The following is an 18,043-nucleotide window of genomic DNA, read 5'->3' on the forward strand; positions in this document are numbered from 1 at the left end:
CTTCAAGGAACACACCCATGAATGCAGCCCTCAACCACGGCACCGCCCAGCGCAGCGCCTCCTACTACACCGCCAGCCTGAACGACACCACCCAGTACCCGACCCTGCAGGGCACGGTCGAGGTCGACGTGGTGATCATCGGTGGCGGCTTCACCGGCGTGGCCAGCGCGGTGGAACTGGCCGAGCGCGGCCTGAAGGTGGCCATCGTCGAAACCAACCGTATCGGCTGGGGCGCCAGCGGGCGCAACGGCGGCCAGGTCACCGGCAGCCTGTCGGGTGACGAGGCCATGCGCAAACAGATGCGCAAGCGCCTGGGCGATGACGTGGACGATTTCATCTGGCAACTGCGCTTTCGCGGCCACGACATCATCCAGCAACGGGTCGAACGCTACGCCATCGACTGCGACCTCAAGCACGGCCACCTGCACGCGGCCATGAAGCCTGCGCACATGACCGAACTGCAGGCCTTCGCCGACGAAGCCCAGCGGCGCGGCATGGGCGAGCAGGTGCAGATGCTCGACCGCGAGGCGGTGCGCCAGCACCTGGACAGCCCGTTGTACCTGGGCGCGCTGAAGAACCTGCGCAACCTGCACCTGCACCCGCTCAACCTGTGCCTGGGCGAGGCGCGGGCGGCGCACCAGCTGGGCGCGCTGATCTTCGAAAACTCCGAAGTGCTGGAGATCGTGCATGGTGACAAACCTGCGGTTGTCACGGCCAAGGGCCGGGTCAACGCACGCCAGGTGATGCTGGCCGGCGACGTGTACCACAAGCTGGAAAAGCCCCAGCTCAAGGGCAAGATCTTCCCGGCCATGGGCGGCATCGTGACCACCACCCCACTGGGCGAGCTGGCCCGCAAGCTCAACCCGCAGGACCTGGCGGTGTACGACTGCCGCTTCGTGCTCGACTATTACCGCATGACCGCAGACGGGCGCCTGCTGTTCGGTGGCGGGGCCAATTATTCGGGACGTGATTCGCGGGATATCGCGGGGGAGCTGCGCCCGTGCATCGAGGCAACCTTTCCGGCGCTCAAGGGCGTGCCGATCGAGTTCCAGTGGAGCTGCGCGATGGGCATCGTGGTCAACCGCATTCCGCAGTTGGGCAAGCTGTCGGACAACGTGTGGTACTGCCAGGGGTATTCGGGGCATGGCATTGCCACCAGCCACATCATGGGCGAGATCATGGCCGAAGCGATCACCGGCACATTGAGCCGATTCGATACCTTTGCCGGCTGCAGCCACATCAAGGTGCCGATGGGCGATGTGCTGGGCAATCCATTGCTGGCGGCGGGGATGTGGTACTACCAGATGCTTGAGAAGCTGCGTTGAGGCATTCGCCGGCAAGGCCGGCTCCTACAGAATTTGCGGTGTTCACATACCCTGTAGGAGCCGGCCTTGCCGGCGAACGAGTGCAGCACGATCCACACGAAGATCAGGCGATCTTCTTGAGGCCCAGCTTCTTCAACTCTTCATCGCGCAACTCGCGCCGCAGGATCTTGCCCACGTTGGTGGTCGGCAAGGCATCGCGGAACTCGATCAGGCGCGGCACCTTGTACGCCGTGACATTGGCGCGCATGTGCTCCATCACCTGGTCCTTGGTCAGGGTCACACCCGGCCGCGCCACGATGAAGATCTTGATCAGTTCGCCCGATTTCTCGTCCGGCACGCCAATGGCGGCGCACTGCAATACGCCCGGCAGGGTCGCCAGCACGTCTTCGAGTTCGTTCGGGTAAACGTTGAAGCCAGACACCAGAATCATGTCCTTCTTGCGGTCGACGATGCGCATGTAGCCATCGGTCTGGATCACCGCGATATCACCGGTCTTGAGCCAGCCGTCGGCATCCAGGATCTCGGTGGTCGCCTCTTCGCGCTGCCAGTAGCCCTTCATCACCTGCGGGCCCTTGATGCACAGCTCGCCGATCTCGCCCAGCGCCAGCTCCTTGCCATTGTCGTCGATCACCTTGCACAGGGTCGACGGCAGCGGAATGCCGATGGTACCGATCTGGTTGTGCTCGGCCGGGTTGACCGCCGCCACCGGGCTGGTCTCGGTCATGCCGTAGCCTTCGCAGATGGAGCAACCGGTGACGCTCTTCCAGCGCTCGGCCACCGCCACCTGCAGGGCCATGCCGCCCGACAGGGTGAGCTTGAGCCCCGAGAAGTCCATCTTGCGGAAGGTCTCGTTGTTGCACAGGGCCACGAACAGGGTGTTCAGGCCGACGAAGCCGGTGAACTTCCACTTGGACAGTTCCTTGACCATCGCCGGCAGGTCGCGCGGGTTGCTGATCAGGATGTTGTGGCTGCCGATCAGCATCATCGCCATGCAATGGAAGGTGAAGGCATAGATGTGGTACAGCGGCAGCGGCGTGATCAGGACCTCGCAGCCCTCGCCCAGGTTCGAGCCCATCAGCGCACGGCATTGCAGCATGTTGGCCACCAGGTTGCGGTGGGTCAGCATCGCACCCTTGGCCACACCCGTGGTGCCACCGGTGTACTGCAGCACGGCGACATCGCCGCTGTCGGGGCTGACTTCGTTGACCGCCTTGCCCTGCCCCTTGGCCAGCGCATCGTTGAACTTGACGGCCTTGGGCAGGTGGTAGGCCGGCACCATCTTTTTCACGTACTTGATCACACTATTGATCAGCAGACGCTTGAGCGGTGGCAGCAGGTCGGCCACTTCGGTGACAATGATGTGCTTGACCTGGGTCTTGGGAACGACCTTTTCGGCCAGGTGGGCCATGTTGGCCAGGCACACCAGCGCCTTGGCACCGGAATCGTTGAACTGGTGTTCCAGCTCCCGCGCGGTGTACAGCGGGTTGGTGTTGACCACGATGAGCCCGGCGCGCATCGCACCGAAGACGGCCACGGGGTATTGCAATACGTTTGGCAGTTGTACCGCGATGCGGTCACCGGGCTGCAGGTCGGTATGCTGCTGCAGGTAGGCGGCAAACGCCCCCGACAGCTCATACAGCTCGCCATAGGTGAGGGTCTTGCCCAGGTTGCTGAACGCCGGCTTGTCGGCGAAACGCTGGCAGGACTGCTTCAATACCGCTTGAATGTTCGGATACTCATCAGGATTGATTTGCGAGGCAACCCCGGCTGGGTACTTATCCTTCCAAAAGTGTTCGATCATGGAAGCCCACTCCTCCAGCAACAGCGAAATCTTCTCCGCAGTCGACGCGATTATTATTGATATGTGATGACGGATTGCTACAAACCGAAGCATCAGAAGCGCGCCGAGAGTAGCAGCTTTGCCAGAGGGCGCCTAGAGCCAAAGTGGGCCGCAAAGTCACATAAATGACTAACGAATACCCAGTAGTCATTTTTAGAGTAAAGGGTCTATTCAGCAAAAGCTTCGCCGGCAAGGCCGGCTCCTACACGGCAAAGTAGGAGCCAGCCTGGCCGGCGAATGGCTTTCAGGCGATATCGCGCAATTCCCGGCGCAGGATCTTGCCCACCGGGGTCATCGGCAGCGAATCGCGCAGCACGATCTGCTTGGGCACCTTGTAGCCGGTGAAGTTGGCCTTGCAGTAGGCCTTGAGCTCCTCGACGCTCACGCCGCCATCGCGTGGCACCACGAACAGTTTCACCGCCTCGCCGGAACGCTCGTCCGGCACTCCGATGGCCGCGCAGTTGGCCACCTTGGGGTGCGCCATCACCACGTCCTCGATCTCGTTGGGGTACACGTTGAAGCCCGACACGATGATCATGTCCTTCTTGCGGTCGACGATGCGCGTGAAGCCGTCCGGGTCGATCACTGCAATATCGCCGGTCTTGAGCCAGCCCTGCGCATCGAGCACCTCGGCGGTGGCGTCCGGACGCTGCCAGTAGCCCTTCATCACCTGCGGCCCCTTGATGCACAGCTCGCCGCGCTCGCCCAGGGCCAGCTCGTTGCCGTCATCATCGATCACCTTGTACGCGGTATCGGGCAGCGGTATGCCGACCGTACCCAGGCGCGCCTGCTGGCCGTAGGGGTTGGTGCTGGCCACCGGCGAGGTTTCGGTCAGGCCATAGCCTTCGACGATGCGACACCCCGTGATGCTCTCCCAGCGCTCGGCAGTGGCCTTGACCAGCGCCGTGCCGCCGGAGTTGGTGACCTTCAGCGAGGAGAAGTCCAGGTGCTTGAAATCCGGATTTTCCATCAGTGCCACGAACAGCGTGTTCAGGCCCAGCAATGCCGAGAAGCGCCACTTTTTCAGCTCTTTGACAAAGCCCGGTATGTCGCGCGGGTTGGTGATCAGCACGTTGTGATTGCCGGTGACCATCATGCACATGCAGTTCGCGGTGAAGGCATAGATGTGATACAGCGGCAGCGGCGCGATCATCACCTCCTGGCCTTCCTTGATCATCCTCTGCCCGTCCGGCCCCAGCTGCGAAAAGCACGCCAGCACCTGCAGCATGTTGGCCACCAGGTTGCCGTGGGTGAGCATCGCGCCCTTGGGCAGGCCGGTGGTGCCGCCGGTGTACTGCAGCACCGCCACGTCATCGAGCGTCACCTGCACCGGCTTGAGCGCATGGCCACGGCCCTGGCGCATCACCTGCCGGAACGGCACCGCCTGGGGCAGGTGATACGCCGGCACCATCTTCTTGACCCGCGCCACAACGGTGTTCACCAGCCAGCCCTTGGCCAGCGGTAGCAGGTCGCCCATCTTCGCCTCGATCAGCACCTCGATGCCGGTATCGGGCAGCACCTCCTGCACCAGCTTGCCGAACATGTTCAGGTACACCAGGGCACGGGCGCCGGAGTCCTTGAACTGGTGGCGCATCTCGCGCGCGGTGTACAGCGGGTTGGTGTTGACCACGATCAGCCCGGCGCGCATCGCGCCGAACACCGCAATCGGGTACTGCAGCACGTTGGGCATCTGCACCGCGATGCGATCACCCGGGACCAGGTCGGTGTGCTGTTGCAGGTAGCCGGCAAAGGCCGCGGACTGGCGATCCAGATCGGCGTAGGTCAGGGTGACGCCCAGGTTGGTGAACGCCGGGCGGTCGGCGAAGCGCTTGCAGGAGCGCTCGAACACCTCCAGCACCGACTTGTAGACAGTCAGGTCGATATGTGAGGGCACGCCCGCGGGGCGCTTGTCATTCCAGAAGTCAGCTTGCATTTATTCTTGTCCTCATTCCTGAGCCTGTGGGCTGCCTGCATGCAGAAAATCGCATCGTGTGCCGACGTTAGCAGTTAAGCCGCAAGGGGCAAACATGCCAAGACCTGTCATTAACATTCTGAATCTTGTTGCCATCATCCGTTCAATTACACAAATGGGCTATACACTTGCAGGATCAGCCACTTGCGCAAGGGAACCGCCATGAACCACGACGTGTTCTGGCTGCCGGCCAGCAACCATTGCAGCCTGCATGTGTATCAATGGCTGCCCGCCGCGCCGATCCGGGCCGTGGTGCTGCTGGCCCATGGCATGGCCGAGCATGCCGGGCGCTACCAGCGCCTCGGGCAGGCACTGAGCGCTGCCGGCTTCGCGCTGTATGCCCACGACCAGCGCGGCCACGGGCGCACCGCCGAACACGGCACCCTGGGGCTGTTCGCAAGCCACCAGGGCTGGGACAGCGTGGTCAACGACCTGGCCAGCCTGGCCCAGCACATCGGCCAGCAGTACCCGGGCGCCCCGCTGTTCCTGTTCGGCCACAGCATGGGCAGCTACATCGTCCAGGCCTACCTGCTGCACCACAGCGCCAGCCTTCAGGGGGCGGTGCTCAGCGGCTCCAACTTCCAGCCACCGGCGCTGTACCGCGCGGCCTGCGTGATCGCCCGCCTCGAAGCCTGGCGCCAGGGCCCGCTGGGACGCAGCGCCCTGATCGACTGGCTGTCGTTCGGTTCGTTCAACAAGGCGTTCAAGCCCAACCGCACGGCCTTCGACTGGCTCAGCCGCGACAGCGCCGAGGTCGACGCCTACGTGGCCGACCCGCTGTGCGGGTTTCGCTGCACCAACCGCCTGTGGGTCGACCTGCTGATGGGCCTGGAACACATCAGCCAGCCGCGGCACCTGGCACAGATCGATCCCAACCTGCCGATCCTGGTGATGGGCGGCGAATGTGATCCGGTGAGCGCCGGCAAGCGTCTGAAGGATCTGGTCGGCGCCCTGCGCCTTGCCGGCAATCAGCGCGTGCAATTGCAGCTCTACCCGCAGGCACGCCATGAACTGCTCAACGAAACCAACCGTGACGAGGTGACGGCGGCGCTCATCGCCTGGCTCGAGCAGGCGCTGACCCAGGGCCGCCCGGCCCGCAGCGAGTGATACAGTACGCACCTTGTCCGAACCTTGAAGGAAACAGCCTGCATGACCCAGGTCACCAACACGCCTTACGAAGCCCTCGAAGTGGGCCAGACCGCCAGCTTCAGCAAGACGGTCGAAGAACGCGACATCCAGCTGTTCGCCGCGATGTCCGGTGACCACAACCCGGTGCACCTGGATGCCGAATTCGCGGCCAGGAGCATGTTCAAGGAACGCATTGCCCACGGCATGTTCAGCGGCGCGCTGATCAGTGCCGCAGTGGCCTGCGAACTGCCCGGCCCCGGCACCATCTACCTGGGCCAGCAGATGAGCTTCCAGAAGCCGGTGAAGATCGGCGACACCCTGACCGTGCGCCTGGAAATCCTCGAGAAGCTGCCCAAGTTCCGCGTGCGCATTGCCACCCGCGTGTTCAACCAGCACGACGAACTGGTGGTGGACGGCGAAGCCGAGATCCTCGCCCCGCGCAAGCAGCAGAGCGTCGACCTGGTGAGCCCGCCGCCGATCACCATCGGCTGATAGCGGCCCATGGCGCTGGTGACCGAGCACCTGCAGGCGGGCGGCCTGGTCGAGGCCTACTGGGTCAGGGCCAGCGCCGCCAGCTTTCCGCGTCATGCCCATGACGAGTATGTGCTGGGCGTTAACCTGAGCGGTTGCGAGCAGATCTGGCTGGACGGACGTGAGCTGCAGGCGGCGCCGGGTCAGGTGACCCTGTACAACCCGCTGGCGGTGCAGGCCTCCACCTTCGACCCGGCAGGCGTGGAGTACATCAGCCTGCACCTGGCACCCGAGGCGATTGCCCGGTTGGTCAGCCAGAACAACCTGAACAGCCCGCTGTTCGAGCAAGGCGTGTTCGACCAGCCTTCGCTGTGCCAGGCTATCGTGGCCTTCGCCCGTGCGCCGGCACACTCCGGCCATCAGGAGGAAGCCTTGTTGGCCCTGCTGGCGCAATGGCTGGAGCAGTCGCCCGGCAGGCCCGGCGAATACAGCCACGCATTGGCCCAGGCACTGCAGTTCATGCGCCAGCACCTGGGGCACAAGCTTGAGCTGGACGAGCTTGCGCAGGTGGCCGGGTTGAGCAAGTACCACTTCGTGCGCAGCTTCAAGAAGGCCACAGGGCTGGCACCGCTGCAGTACCACATGCAACTGCGCCTGATCGAGGCACGCCGTTGCCTGCGCGCCGGCCTGCACCCGCTGGATGTGGCCCAGCTTCTGGGCTTCTACGACCAGAGCCATTTCATCAACAGTTTTCGCCGGGTAATGGGCGCCACGCCCCATCATTACTGGCAGGCGTTCAAGCCTTCATAAAGCAAAAGAGCTGCTGGCGCAGCCCTGACCGGTCAATGCGGCAAAAAGCCTGCCGTCCCGTCCTTGGAACGTTTTGCCGTGCGTTTTTCCTTGGCGGTTTTGGCGGGTTTCTTCTTGACCGATTTTTTCGCATCCAGACCTTTCATGACAGGCCCTCCGCTGAGCGCGACACCTGCTTGCCGGTGACCGACTGATTATAGACCCGCCCCGGCGACCGGCGCGGCGAGGATGAATTCGCGGTAGCCCGATACGATCACGTACACCGCGAAATAGCAGAAGATGCCCGCCGAGGCCAGGTACGACCAGGTCAGCAGACGGTCGCCCAGCAGGCGCCCGCCGTGGCTGGCCAAGGTGCACAGCGACGCGCACCACAGCAGCCCGGCAATGAAGAACCCGCTGAGAAACAACCCGGCCTCGAGCATGCCGCCTGCGCCGGAGCGCGAGATCAGCACCCCGCCGACCGCGGCAAACCACAGGATCGCGCTGGGCGAAGACATGGCCAGAAAGATGCCGCGCAGAAACTCGCGCCAGGGCGATTCGCGCACCACCTGCTGGCTGGTGTCCATATGCGCATTGCCGCGCCAGGCGGCCAGCAGCATCTTCAGTGCAAACCACACCAGCAAAAGCGAACCGCCCACCCACAACACCCAGCGCACGCTGGTGAACTGCAGCAGCACGGTCATGCCGAGCAATGCCGCCACGGCATAGATCAGATCCCCCACACAGGTGCCCAGCCCCAGCCAGAAGCCCTGCAGAAAGCCGCGCTGCATGGCCAGGGTGATCATGGCGATATTGGCCACGCCGATATCCAGGCACAACGACAGGCTGAGAAGAAATCCGTTGGAAAATGGCATGAACGCTCGACTACCGACGATGAAGGGCAGGCGCCATTAGACTCAGTGAGGGAGGGTGGTGTATTGGAAGAAATTGCCGTGCTCAGGCCCGCGCGGCCCGCTCGAAGACCTCATCGGCCCATTGATTGAGACTCTTGCCTGCAGCCTGCGCCGCGATGCTGGCAGCGGCGTGCACCTCTGGCCGGATACGCAGCATCACCTTGCCAGAAGCCGGTTTCTCGGGAGCGATGCCCTGTTCAGCACAATCGGCCAGGTAGTCTTCAAGCGCCAGGCTAAACGCTTCATGCAGCGCACTCACGGAGCTTGCGTGAAAACTGATGATGTCTCGAACCCCGAGTACCCGCCCGACGAAGATATCGTCGCGTGCGTCGTATTCGACACGAGCCGAATAGCCCTTGTAAGTCATGCTGCTCATACCTGAACTCCTGCCCGCGAGAGAAATTCACGGGCTTCTTCAACCTGATATCGCTTGGCCTCTTTGCCTGGGTGCGGGCGGTGGCAGCGCCACTGCTGATCGCCCAGCACCAGCTTGAGCCTTGAGCCCTCACGCTCGATGACCCGCCCCCCAAGATGGAGAACCAGCGCTTCAATATCGGAGAAGACCACAGAAGAAAGGGTCGGTATCCGAAAAATGGCATGAGGGTCTTTCGATATCGATTGTTCATCGGAAAATGCTATCAAAATAAGATAGCATTTTTTCCAAAGGAGTCATTCAGGACCTTTCAGTGACCCGCCAGCACCTGCGCATAGCGCTCCCGGTCGATATTGGCGCCACTGAGCACCACTGCCACCTTGCGCCCCTGCTGGCGCTCGCGCTCCTGCAGCAACGCCGCCAGCCCCGCCGCACCGGCGCCTTCGGCGGTGTTGTGCGTGTCTTCGTGGAAGATGCGCATGGCGTTGGCGATTTCAGGGTCGCTGACGCGCACCACCCGCGCCGCGCCCTGGCGGATGATCTCGAACGCCTCGGGCAAGGGCATGCGGCATGCCATGCCGTCGGCGAAGGTGTTGGCGGTTTCGGTGGTGACGATGCGGTTCTGCTCGAAACTCGAGGCAAAGGCATCGGCCTCGGTGGACACCACCCCGACGATCTCGGTGTGCAGCCCCAGCAGGTCACGGGTACGAATCAGCCCGCAGATGCCCGAGCCCATGCCGATCGGCACGTACACGCAGTCCAGCGCCGGTACGGCCTCGAACAGCTCCAGCGCGTAGGTGGCCACGCCGCGGATCAGGTCCGGGTGGAACGGCGGCACGCTTTCATATCCGTGCACCTGCGCCAGTCGCGCCGCCTCGGCCCGCGCCAGGTCGAAATCGGCGCCATGCTCCACCAGTTGCGCACCCAGCGCGCGCATGGCGGCATTCTTTTCCCGCGAGTTGCCCTCGGGCACCACGATGATGATCGGCAACCCGGCACTGCGCGCCGCCAGCGCCAGGCTCTGCCCGTGGTTGCCACGGGTGGCGGTGACCAGCCCGCGCACCGTGGGTGAGCGCGCCAGCAGCGCCTGCACGTACAGCAGCCCGCCGCGAACCTTGAAGGCACCGGTGGGCGCGTGATTCTCGTGCTTGACCCACACCTGGCAGCCCACGCGTTCGGCCAGGCGCGGCCAGGCGTACTGGGGCGTGGCAGGAACGCGGGTGTGTACCAGGCGGGCAGCGTCGCGCAGGGCGGACAGGTCGAACATGAGGCACCTCGATGGCCAGGGGAATTGACCTGATCCTAGTCGCGCCGCATTGTATGGGTGAACCCTTATATTGCATGGCCAACAATAAATGTGGACCCCCACCCTAGGCGACACCTCCCTGCCCCGCTACCTCGAACTGGTCGAGGCGATTGCGCGGGCGATCGAAAGCGGCGAGCTGAAAGTGGGCGAGCGCCTGCCGCCGCAGCGGCGCCTGGCCTGGAACCTGGGCCTGAACCCCAGCACCACCCAGCAGGCGTACCGCGAGGCAGCGGCCCGGCATCTGGTGTCCGGGGAGGTAGGGCGAGGCACCTACGTGCTGGCGGGCAGCAAGGAAGCCACGCTGTTCCGCCTCAAGCAACCCGGCCAGCAAGCGACGCAGATCGACCTGTCGACCAATGTGCCGGTGGCCGACGACAGCAGCCCCGACCTGGCGCATGCCTTGCGCCATCTGCTGGAACAAGGCCCTGCCGGCCAGCTCGAGCATTACCTGGGTGCCGAACAGTTGCTGCGCGGGCGCCTTCAGGGCGCCGCCTGGCTGCGCCGGCGCGGCCTGCAACTGGACGAGCGCCAGGTGCTGCTGTGCGGCGGTGCCCAGCTGGGGTTGTTCAACGTGCTGCTTTCGCTGTGCCAGCCAGGAGACGCCGTGATGGTCGAGGCCTTGACCGCACCCGGCATCAAGGCGGCCTGTCGACAGTTGCGCCTGCCGTTGCACGAGGTTGCGCTGGACGGCCAGGGCATCCTGCCCGACGACCTGGACCGTGTCGCACGTGCCACCGGCGCGCGGGTCGTGGTGCTGACGCCGACCCTGCAGAACCCCACCGGCGCCTGCATGGGCGCTGCGCGCCAGGCCGCCATTGCCGCAGTGATCGAGCGCCATGCCCTGACCCTGATCGAGGATGATGTCTACGGTGCCCTGGCCGATACCCCGGCGCTGCTGGCACAGGTGGGCGGGCGCGGCGTGCTGGTCACCAGCCTGTCGAAGAGCGTCGCGGCCGGTTTGCGCCTGGGCTGGATCGTCGGCAGCGCCGAGTTGCTGGCGCGCATCGACCCGCATGCCCAGGCAACACACTGGCCGGTGTCGCCGCTGGACCTGGAGATCGCCTGCCGCTGGATCGATGACGGCACCGCGGCGCGACGCGTGGCCTGGCAGCGTGAAGAAGTGGGTCAGCGCTGGCGGATGGCCAGGCGGATACTGGGCAAGGCATTGGTGGGGGATGTGCCTTCGCCGCATGTCTGGGTCAACGGTGTGCGCGCCACAGCGTGCCGTGATGCCGGCGTGGCAGTGGTGCCAGCCGAGGTGTTCGCGGTGCGCCAGGGCGACCGGGCAGCGGTGCGCATCAGCCTGTCGGCGGCGCAGAGCCGGGCGCAGTTGAAGCAGGCGCTGGAAAGGGTGGCGGCAGTGGTTTCAGGGTGAGCGGGCCGGCTCCTGCAGAGAAAGCGGTACCGGTGCCGGCGAAGAGGCCCTCCAATTCAATCGCAACATCCGGAGTGAAACCCCAGTCATCTTTTCTACACTGAACCTGCTCCCTTACCCACGGAAACCGGCATGAACCCGCTGTTCTACACCCAGGCCTGCGCCCACCTGGCCAGCCTCGACCCGAAGTGGGCCGCGCATATCGAGCGCATCGGCCCATGCCTGCACCAACCGCTGCCCACCCGCGACCCGTATCAGGCGCTGGTCAGGTCGATTGCCTACCAGCAATTGCACGCCAGGGCCGCCGAAGCGATCCTGCGGCGGTTCCTGGCGCTGTACCCCGGGCAGGCCTTCCCCAGCCCCGAGCAACTGCTGGCCACCGCGCCCGAGCAACTGCGTGCCTGCGGGTTTTCCGCGAGCAAGCTGGCCACTATCCAGGGCATCGCCCAGGCTCGCCTCGACGGCCTGGTACCCGACCATGAGCTGGCCCGCCGTCTCGACGAAACCAGCCTGATCGAGCGCCTGACGCAACTGCGCGGGGTTGGACGCTGGACCGTGGAGATGCTGCTGACCTACACCCTTGAACACATGGACACCCTGCCCGCCGATGACTTTGGCGTGCGCGAAGGCTACCGTCGCCTGTTCGCCCTGCCCGCCCAGCCCACGCGCAACCAGATGCTGGAACTGGGCGCCCCGTGGAGCCCGTATCGCACCGTGGCCGCCTGGTACCTGTGGCGCGTACCCGCCACCGGCTGAAATCCGGGCGAATTCCACCGCAAGACCCGGAGTGCCGCCCCGCACGGCACCACCTACCCTCACCACATCGCCCTCAGCCAAGAGCCACACGCCATGCCCCGCACACCTTCGATCGATGTCAACGACCCACGCTGGCAAGCCGTGCTGGCCCGCGACGCCGCGGCGGATGATGATTTCGTCTATGGGGTTCGCACCACCGGGGTCTACTGCCGCGCCTCCAGCCCGTCACGGTTGCCGCGCCCGGAGAACGTCGAGTTCTTCGACACTGCCGCCCAGGCCGAGGCCGCCGGCTATCGCCCCAGCCGGCACTACGCCGCCGACCCGCGCCAACTGGCCGAGCAGCATGCCACCCAGGTCACCCGGGCCTGCCAGCTGATCGAAACGGCCGAGGTCGAGCCCAGCCGCAAGCAAGTGGCCGCCCATGTCGGCATGAGCCCGTATCACTTCCACCGGGTGTTCAAGGCCGCGACCGGCCTCACCCCCAAGGCCTACGCCAATGCCAGACGCGCGCACAAGGTACGCCGGCAGCTTGAGCAGCCGGGCTCGATCACCGACGCCCTGTACAAGGCTGGCTACAACTCCAACAGCCGTTTCTACGAAGACAGCAACGCCCGGCTGGGCATGACCCCGGCCGCCTATCGCGCGGGCGGCGCCAATGCCTCGATCCGCTTTGCCATTGCCCAGTGCTCACTCGGCGCGCTGTTGGTGGCCCAAAGCGAGCGCGGGGTGTGCGCCATCCTGCTGGGCGACGACCCCGAGGCGTTGCTGCACGACCTGCAGGACAAGTTTCCCAAAGCCGAACTGATTGGCGCCGACGCCGAATTCGAGCAGTGGGTGGCCAAGGTGGTGGGGTTCATAGAAGCGCCCGCCCTGGGCCTGGACCTACCGCTGGACCTGCGCGGCACGGCCTTCCAGGAGCGGGTGTGGCAGGCGTTGCGCAGCATCCCGGCAGGCAGCACCGCCAGCTACGCCGAGATCGCCCAGCGCATTGGCGCGCCCAGGGCAGTCAGGGCGGTGGCCCAGGCGTGCGCCGCCAACAGCCTGGCGGTGGCAGTGCCCTGTCATCGGGTCGTACGCAGTGATGGCAACCTGTCCGGCTACCGCTGGGGCGTGGAGCGCAAGCAGGCGCTCCTGGCCCGGGAACAACAGCCCAGTGACCTGTAATGATCAGCCCTGGCTGCAGCCATCGCCCATGGCGCGGTACTCGATGGTGTGGCGCTGGCCCTGATGGTCTTCATAGGTCATGGTGGCCGGCACCACTTCGCAGACATTGGGCAGGGTCGAGAGGCTGATCACCCGGGCGATGTCCAGGTTGGTCGAATAGTCATATTGCTCGACCACCGGCTGCGCAGCAGCGGTCTTGACCTCGTCCGCCAGGGCGAACGAAGATACACCCACCAATACAAGTGCAAGTAAGGTTTTCATGGTATTAGGCCTGCAAAGCAATCAAACGAAGTGTTTGACTTCATCAGCCGAGTTGGCGCGGAGAAGTTGTCATATCAACGAATGGACATAACACGAAGTACCGATCCCGTTACGCTTCTAGTTGCTGGGATGGGTCAAGTTTATAAGGTTGCGAAGGTGGTTGAAGCCCGAAGCCGGACATTCACTGTTACCGCCTCGGTAACAATAACCGCACGACAAGCCCTCGACAGCCTACCCAAGCCCGTGTAAAAGCCCGTGCCAGAGCCCTTGCTGGAAACCGCCGTGAGTGAAATACGCTACAGCCTGCTAAGCGCTGCCGAGCGCCCTTTGCTGAACAAATTCTATCGCGCCGAAGGTACGGCCATGCGTGCCAGTGCCAAGGGCGAGGCCTGGGTGGCGCGTGCGGGTGAGCTTGTCGCCGCAGTGAACATGAGCGCGGTACCCGAGGGGTTCTGGCTGACCGGCTTGCTGGTGGCACCCGCCTGGCGCGGCCGGCGCATTGCACGACAACTGATCGAGCATGCCTGCGCCGGCAAGCCGGGCACGGTGTGGCTGTTCTGCCACCCGGACCTGCTGGCCTTCTACCAGCCACTGGGGTTCAGCCCTGCCGGCGCACTGCCGCTGCAGCTCAATGAGCGCCTGGCGCGCTATCAGCGCAGCAAATCGTTGATCGCGTTGGCGCGGGATCAGTCGTCGCTGGCCGGGTCCAGCCCCGGGAACAGCACCTCGGTATAACCGAACTTGCTGAAGTCATGAATGCGCGAGGGGTACAGGCGACCGATCAGGTGATCGCATTCGTGCTGCACCACCCGCGCATGAAAACCCTCTGCCGAGCGCTCGATGGGCTGGCCCTGCGGGTCGACCCCGCTGTAGCGAATGTGCCGGTAGCGGCTGACCACGCCGCGCAGGCCGGGCACCGACAGGCAGCCCTCCCAGCCATCCTCGACCTCGGTGCCCACCGGGGTGATCACCGGGTTGAGCAGAATGGTCTGCGGCACGGGCTCGGCATCCGGGTAGCGCTCGCTACGCTCGAAGCCGAAGATCACCAGTTGCAGGTCGACCCCGATCTGCGGCGCCGCCAGCCCCACGCCGCCCACGTGCTGCATGGTGTCGAACATGTCGGCAATCAGCTGCTCCAGCTCGGCAGTGCCGAACAGGCGGGCCGGTACGGGCGGTGCAACGCGCAACAGGCGCTCGTCGCCCATCTTCAGGATGTCACGAATCATGCGGGGCTCGGCTCACGGGTTCAGGCGCGGAATCGGACGGGATGGAGTGATCGCGCCCCAACCCGGAAACATGCTTTTTATCATGTTCCGGCGCATCGTCGTCGGGCATTTCCTTCTCGCCAGGGTCCTTGCCTTCGGCCGACATGTGCTCGATCACCGCATTCATCTCCGCCCCCAGCAGCAATACTGCGGCAGAAATATAGAAGTACAGCAACAGCACGATGATCGCACCGATGCTGCCGTACATCGCGTTGTAGTCGGCAAACGTCTTGACGTAGTAGCCAAACCCCAGCGACGCGATGATCCACACCACCACCGCCAGTACCGAGCCGGGGGTGATGAAGCGAAATTCCTGCTCCACATCGGGCATCACGTAATAGATCAATGCCACCGCCACCATCATCAGGATGATGATGGCCGGCCAGCGCAGGATGGTCCACAGCGTGACGATGAACTCCTGCATGCCTACCTGCGAGGCGATCCATTCCATCACCTGCGGGCCCAGCACCATCAAGGCGGCGGCGGCCAGCAGCATGCCGGCGATTCCGACGGTATACAGCACCGAGAGCGGGATGCGCTTCCACACCGGGCGCCCTTCCACCACGTCATAGGCGGCGTTCATCGCGCTCATCATCAGGCGCACGCCCGCCGACGCGGTCCACAGGGCGATCACGATACCTACCGAGAGCAGCCCGCCCTTGGATTGCTGCAACTGGTCGATCACCGGGTTGACCTGCTCCAGCGCCTGGGGCGGCAACACCAGTTCCGACTGCAGGCGCAGCCAGGTGAAGAAGTCGGGCAGATGCAGAAACCCGATCAGGGCGATCAGGAACAGCAGGAAGGGGAACAGCGAAAACAGCATCTGGTAGGCCAGGGCCGACGCATAGGTGGACATCTCGTCATCGAGAAACTCGCTTACCGTGCGCACCAGAACACGATGCAACGGCAGGCCGTGCAAGTTGGGGAAAATCATAGCGTCTCCTTTCGCCGCTCCACTGTCATAGGCAGTAATCCAAGCGTTGGGGGGTGTTTTACCTGACGGTAGTCTAGTAGACCACGTCTGTGAGGTTACGATTGATTGCCACAGACAGCAGAACGGCCACCCGAAGATGGCCGTTATCGGCTACACGCGCAGCCGGTCAGGGCTTTTTCACAGCATCCTTGACCGCATCCTTGGCCTTGCCCACTGCCTGCTGGGTTTCGCCCTTGACTTCCTGGGCCTTGCCCTCGGCGCGCAGTTTATCGTTATCGGTCACCTTGCCCACGCCTTGCTTGATGTTGCCTACCGCTTCGTTGGCCAAGCCTTTTGCTTTGTCCGAAGTGCTGCTCATGGCATTTCTCCTGAAGGGGAACAGATAGCTGTCAGTGTCGACAGTCAGTGGACCCGCCCGCTTCTGCGAGAGTTTCAAATATTTTTGTGCGGTGTGGATTCCCACAATGGATAAACAGCGGGCGAATATCGCACCCAATCGTGCCTGGCCTGCGCCAGGGGCTGTCGGCTTTGCCTAGAATCGGGCACCAGCGCCCTGCAGCCAGGCGCGATAAAAACAACAGACACAGCGATCACTACCCATGCGTATCTCCCCCTTGCTGACAGCCCTGCTGCTGGCCGTACCTGCCCATGCCCTGCACGCAGCACCTGCCGTACAGCCCGCCGCCCTGACCACCCTGGTGGTCGATCGCTATGCCGACGACGAACAGCCCGGCAGCCTGCGCTGGGCCATCGAGCGCAACAACCAGGCGCCCGGCACCTACCGGATCGAGATCCGCCCGGTCGGCCAGCCGCCCTACGTGATCAAGCCCGCTTCGGCCCTGCCGCCGATTCTCGGCCCGGTCAGCCTCGAAGGTGCGGCCTGGAAGCGCAGCGGCGAGTACATCGCCATCGACGGTTCGGCCTATATCGTCGGCAACGGCACGCGCGCATGCCCTGGCGCCGTGCCCGGACAGTTCGGCACCAATGTGCGCACCACCACCGGCCCGGGGCTGGTGATACGCGATACCCAGGGCGTGGAGATTTCCGGCCTGGATGTGCGTAATTTCTGCATCGGCATCCTGGTCAACCGCGCCAGCCACAACGTCATCCAGGACAACCGCATCACCGCCAACAAGGGTGGCGCCGGCATCATGCTGACCGGCGACGACGGCCAGGGCAATTCGACCGCCACCACCACGGTGAACAACAAGGTGCTGCGCAACCAGCTGGTGGACAACGGCGACGGCCTGGAGCTGACCCGCGGCGCGGCGTTCAACCTGGTGGCCGACAACCTGTTTCGCTCCACCCCGGCCAACGCGGAGCCCTCCCAGGGCATCGAGATCCTGTGGGGCAATGACAACACGGTGGTGCGCAACCGCTTCGAGGACTATTCCGACGGCCTGCAGATCAACTGGGGCCAGCGCAATTACCTGGGGGCCAACACCTTTACCGGCAACTCCATCGGCGTGAGCGTCAGCGGTGCGGGCAACATCCTCGATGGCAACCTGATCCACGGCAACCGCATCGGCGTGGCGCTGCGCCCGGAGCCGACCTCCACCAGCAACCGCCTGACCGCCAACCGCATCTGGAACAACAGCCAGGATATCCGGCGCTGCGAAGCGGGCGGTTCGTGCGTGCCCGATCAGCGCACCGGTGCCATCGTGTTTTCGGTGCCGGCGCTGGAGCATGCGATCTATGTGGGCTCGCGTGGCATCGGTGTCGACCCGTCGGGCACCAACCGGGCGATCATCTGCACCGACAAGGCCGCACCGCAGGGTTGCCAGCCGGTACCCAATCACGATCAGGCGGCCCCGCTGCTCAAGGCAGTCAAAGGTGACCGCTTGCTGGGCCAGGTGAGTGGCGAGCCCGACAGCCTGTTGCGGGTGGAGGTGTTCGGCAATGCTGACTCAAAGGCCGGTGAAGCGGAGCAGTATCTGGGCGAAGTGATGGTGGCGACGGATGCCAAGGGTCAGGCGCAGTTCGAGTATGTATTGCCGCAAGCAGATGGGCTGCAGGCGTTCACCGCGACGGTCACCCGGTCCGACGGGGCCACCTCGGAGTTGAGCAAGGCGCTGGCACGCTGAGGACCGCGGGGTGGCCATTCGTCGGCAGGGATCGTCTGCGAATGGTCGGCCCTGTCAGCAGGCCCCGCTTTAGTTTTCAGCGCAAT

At 64.3% G+C, this 18,043-nt stretch carries 19 protein-coding genes; 9 read left to right on the plus strand and 10 right to left on the minus strand.

The window, feature by feature from the left end; all coding sequences use genetic code 11:
* Positions 1-17 precede the first annotated feature (17 nt).
* Positions 18-1,325: an NAD(P)/FAD-dependent oxidoreductase gene (locus tag MF6396_RS22680; RefSeq protein WP_054914947.1), complete on the plus strand. Its 1,308-nt coding sequence runs from the start codon at positions 18-20 to the stop codon at positions 1,323-1,325.
* Positions 1,326-1,428: 103 nt separating this feature from the next.
* Here the strand turns inward: MF6396_RS22680 and fadD1 are convergent, their stop codons facing one another.
* Positions 1,429-3,126 (minus strand): long-chain-fatty-acid--CoA ligase FadD1, encoded by a 1,698-nt coding sequence (gene fadD1 / locus MF6396_RS22685; RefSeq protein ID WP_043864162.1) that lies wholly within the window; start codon positions 3,124-3,126, stop codon positions 1,429-1,431.
* A gap of 283 nt (positions 3,127-3,409) precedes the next feature.
* Entirely contained in the window at positions 3,410-5,098 is a 1,689-nt protein-coding gene (gene fadD2 / locus MF6396_RS22690) for a long-chain-fatty-acid--CoA ligase FadD2 (protein WP_058541533.1), read from the minus strand.
* Between the two features lie 201 nt (positions 5,099-5,299).
* Here fadD2 and MF6396_RS22695 point away from each other — a divergent pair, with 201 nt between their 5' ends.
* Genes MF6396_RS22695 through MF6396_RS22705 form a run of 3 tightly spaced genes read left to right on the plus strand, consistent with a single transcriptional unit; the run spans position 5,300 to position 7,546 of the window.
* The gene (locus MF6396_RS22695) at positions 5,300-6,244 is read left to right on the plus strand and encodes an alpha/beta hydrolase (protein ID WP_078481627.1); all 945 of its coding nucleotides are present in this window, start codon (positions 5,300-5,302) and stop codon (positions 6,242-6,244) included.
* A gap of 42 nt (positions 6,245-6,286) precedes the next feature.
* Positions 6,287-6,757 carry a MaoC family dehydratase gene (locus tag MF6396_RS22700; RefSeq protein ID WP_043864165.1) on the plus strand — a complete coding sequence of 157 codons (471 nt, stop codon included), beginning with the start codon at positions 6,287-6,289 and terminating at the stop codon, positions 6,755-6,757.
* Between the two features lie 9 nt (positions 6,758-6,766).
* Positions 6,767-7,546 carry a helix-turn-helix domain-containing protein gene (locus MF6396_RS22705; protein ID WP_078481628.1) on the plus strand — a complete coding sequence of 260 codons (780 nt, stop codon included), beginning with the start codon at positions 6,767-6,769 and terminating at the stop codon, positions 7,544-7,546.
* 194 nt (positions 7,547-7,740) lie between these two features.
* On the opposite strand, the gene MF6396_RS22710 is transcribed toward MF6396_RS22705, so the two are convergent.
* The 4 genes from MF6396_RS22710 to MF6396_RS22725 form a co-directional block, all read right to left on the minus strand.
* Positions 7,741-8,400 carry a LysE family translocator gene (locus MF6396_RS22710; protein ID WP_078481629.1) on the minus strand — a complete coding sequence of 220 codons (660 nt, stop codon included), beginning with the start codon at positions 8,398-8,400 and terminating at the stop codon, positions 7,741-7,743.
* An 82-nt stretch (positions 8,401-8,482) separates the two neighbouring features.
* The gene (locus MF6396_RS22715; protein WP_043864168.1) at positions 8,483-8,815 is read right to left on the minus strand and encodes a type II toxin-antitoxin system HicB family antitoxin; all 333 of its coding nucleotides are present in this window, start codon (positions 8,813-8,815) and stop codon (positions 8,483-8,485) included.
* The gene (locus MF6396_RS22720; RefSeq protein WP_238596464.1) at positions 8,812-9,006 is read right to left on the minus strand and encodes a type II toxin-antitoxin system HicA family toxin; all 195 of its coding nucleotides are present in this window, start codon (positions 9,004-9,006) and stop codon (positions 8,812-8,814) included. Before MF6396_RS22720 ends, MF6396_RS22715 begins: the two co-directional genes overlap by 4 nt.
* A 116-nt stretch (positions 9,007-9,122) precedes the next feature.
* Positions 9,123-10,079, minus strand: a complete 957-nt coding sequence (locus MF6396_RS22725; protein ID WP_043864169.1) for a threonine dehydratase — start codon at positions 10,077-10,079, stop codon at positions 9,123-9,125.
* Between the two features lie 88 nt (positions 10,080-10,167).
* Here MF6396_RS22725 and MF6396_RS22730 point away from each other — a divergent pair, with 88 nt between their 5' ends.
* The 3 genes from MF6396_RS22730 (at position 10,168) to ada (ending at position 13,413) form a co-directional block, all read left to right on the plus strand.
* Positions 10,168-11,493 carry an aminotransferase-like domain-containing protein gene (locus MF6396_RS22730; protein ID WP_078481630.1) on the plus strand — a complete coding sequence of 442 codons (1,326 nt, stop codon included), beginning with the start codon at positions 10,168-10,170 and terminating at the stop codon, positions 11,491-11,493.
* Between the two features lie 132 nt (positions 11,494-11,625).
* Positions 11,626-12,249: a DNA-3-methyladenine glycosylase family protein gene (locus tag MF6396_RS22735; RefSeq protein WP_078481631.1), complete on the plus strand. Its 624-nt coding sequence runs from the start codon at positions 11,626-11,628 to the stop codon at positions 12,247-12,249.
* Between the two features lie 93 nt (positions 12,250-12,342).
* Complete coding sequence (ada, locus tag MF6396_RS22740) at positions 12,343-13,413, plus strand: bifunctional DNA-binding transcriptional regulator/O6-methylguanine-DNA methyltransferase Ada (RefSeq protein WP_078481632.1); 1,071 nt, start codon at positions 12,343-12,345, stop codon at positions 13,411-13,413.
* Between the two features lie 3 nt (positions 13,414-13,416).
* Here the strand turns inward: ada and MF6396_RS22745 are convergent, their stop codons facing one another.
* Positions 13,417-13,674: a DUF2790 domain-containing protein gene (locus MF6396_RS22745; protein WP_043864173.1), complete on the minus strand. Its 258-nt coding sequence runs from the start codon at positions 13,672-13,674 to the stop codon at positions 13,417-13,419.
* 282 nt (positions 13,675-13,956) lie between these two features.
* Between MF6396_RS22745 and MF6396_RS22750 the strand changes: the two genes are divergently transcribed.
* A complete protein-coding gene (locus MF6396_RS22750) occupies positions 13,957-14,409 on the plus strand; it encodes a GNAT family N-acetyltransferase (RefSeq protein ID WP_043864174.1) in 453 nt (150 codons plus the stop codon).
* On the opposite strand, the gene def is transcribed toward MF6396_RS22750, so the two are convergent.
* The 3 genes from def to MF6396_RS22765 all read right to left on the minus strand — a co-directional run bounded on the left by def (position 14,361) and on the right by MF6396_RS22765 (position 16,231).
* A complete protein-coding gene (gene def, locus MF6396_RS22755) occupies positions 14,361-14,900 on the minus strand; it encodes a peptide deformylase (RefSeq protein WP_043864175.1) in 540 nt (179 codons plus the stop codon). The genes MF6396_RS22750 and def overlap by 49 nt on opposite strands.
* Complete coding sequence (locus tag MF6396_RS22760) at positions 14,890-15,873, minus strand: YihY/virulence factor BrkB family protein (RefSeq protein WP_043864176.1); 984 nt, start codon at positions 15,871-15,873, stop codon at positions 14,890-14,892. The genes def and MF6396_RS22760 overlap by 11 nt, the downstream gene beginning before the upstream one ends.
* A 166-nt stretch (positions 15,874-16,039) precedes the next feature.
* On the minus strand, positions 16,040-16,231 hold the full coding sequence (locus MF6396_RS22765) for a CsbD family protein (protein ID WP_043864177.1): 192 nt from the start codon (positions 16,229-16,231) through the stop codon (positions 16,040-16,042).
* Between the two features lie 241 nt (positions 16,232-16,472).
* Between MF6396_RS22765 and MF6396_RS22770 the strand changes: the two genes are divergently transcribed.
* On the plus strand, positions 16,473-17,957 hold the full coding sequence (locus MF6396_RS22770) for a right-handed parallel beta-helix repeat-containing protein (RefSeq protein ID WP_058541527.1): 1,485 nt from the start codon (positions 16,473-16,475) through the stop codon (positions 17,955-17,957).
* The last annotated feature ends 86 nt before the right edge of the window (positions 17,958-18,043 follow it).

The organism is Pseudomonas sp. MF6396, assembly GCF_002018915.1.
Taxonomy (GTDB): Bacteria; Pseudomonadota; Gammaproteobacteria; order Pseudomonadales; family Pseudomonadaceae; genus Aquipseudomonas; species Aquipseudomonas palmensis.

Bases quoted from the DNA above. Each gene is read 5' to 3' on its own strand.
- MF6396_RS22680 (WP_054914947.1), top strand. From the start codon at position 18: ATGAATGCAGCCCTCAACCACGGCACCGCCCAGCGCAGCGCCTCCTAC.
- fadD1 (WP_043864162.1), bottom strand. From the start codon at position 3,126: ATGATCGAACACTTTTGGAAGGATAAGTACCCAGCCGGGGTTGCCTCG.
- fadD2 (WP_058541533.1), bottom strand. From the start codon at position 5,098: ATGCAAGCTGACTTCTGGAATGACAAGCGCCCCGCGGGCGTGCCCTCA.
- MF6396_RS22695 (WP_078481627.1), top strand. From the start codon at position 5,300: ATGAACCACGACGTGTTCTGGCTGCCGGCCAGCAACCATTGCAGCCTG.
- MF6396_RS22700 (WP_043864165.1), top strand. From the start codon at position 6,287: ATGACCCAGGTCACCAACACGCCTTACGAAGCCCTCGAAGTGGGCCAG.
- MF6396_RS22705 (WP_078481628.1), top strand. From the start codon at position 6,767: ATGGCGCTGGTGACCGAGCACCTGCAGGCGGGCGGCCTGGTCGAGGCC.
- MF6396_RS22710 (WP_078481629.1), bottom strand. From the start codon at position 8,400: ATGCCATTTTCCAACGGATTTCTTCTCAGCCTGTCGTTGTGCCTGGAT.
- MF6396_RS22715 (WP_043864168.1), bottom strand. From the start codon at position 8,815: ATGAGCAGCATGACTTACAAGGGCTATTCGGCTCGTGTCGAATACGAC.
- MF6396_RS22725 (WP_043864169.1), bottom strand. From the start codon at position 10,079: ATGTTCGACCTGTCCGCCCTGCGCGACGCTGCCCGCCTGGTACACACC.
- MF6396_RS22730 (WP_078481630.1), top strand. From the start codon at position 10,168: ATGTGGACCCCCACCCTAGGCGACACCTCCCTGCCCCGCTACCTCGAA.
- MF6396_RS22735 (WP_078481631.1), top strand. From the start codon at position 11,626: ATGAACCCGCTGTTCTACACCCAGGCCTGCGCCCACCTGGCCAGCCTC.
- ada (WP_078481632.1), top strand. From the start codon at position 12,343: ATGCCCCGCACACCTTCGATCGATGTCAACGACCCACGCTGGCAAGCC.
- MF6396_RS22745 (WP_043864173.1), bottom strand. From the start codon at position 13,674: ATGAAAACCTTACTTGCACTTGTATTGGTGGGTGTATCTTCGTTCGCC.
- def (WP_043864175.1), bottom strand. From the start codon at position 14,900: ATGATTCGTGACATCCTGAAGATGGGCGACGAGCGCCTGTTGCGCGTT.
- MF6396_RS22760 (WP_043864176.1), bottom strand. From the start codon at position 15,873: ATGATTTTCCCCAACTTGCACGGCCTGCCGTTGCATCGTGTTCTGGTG.
- MF6396_RS22765 (WP_043864177.1), bottom strand. From the start codon at position 16,231: ATGAGCAGCACTTCGGACAAAGCAAAAGGCTTGGCCAACGAAGCGGTA.
- MF6396_RS22770 (WP_058541527.1), top strand. From the start codon at position 16,473: ATGCGTATCTCCCCCTTGCTGACAGCCCTGCTGCTGGCCGTACCTGCC.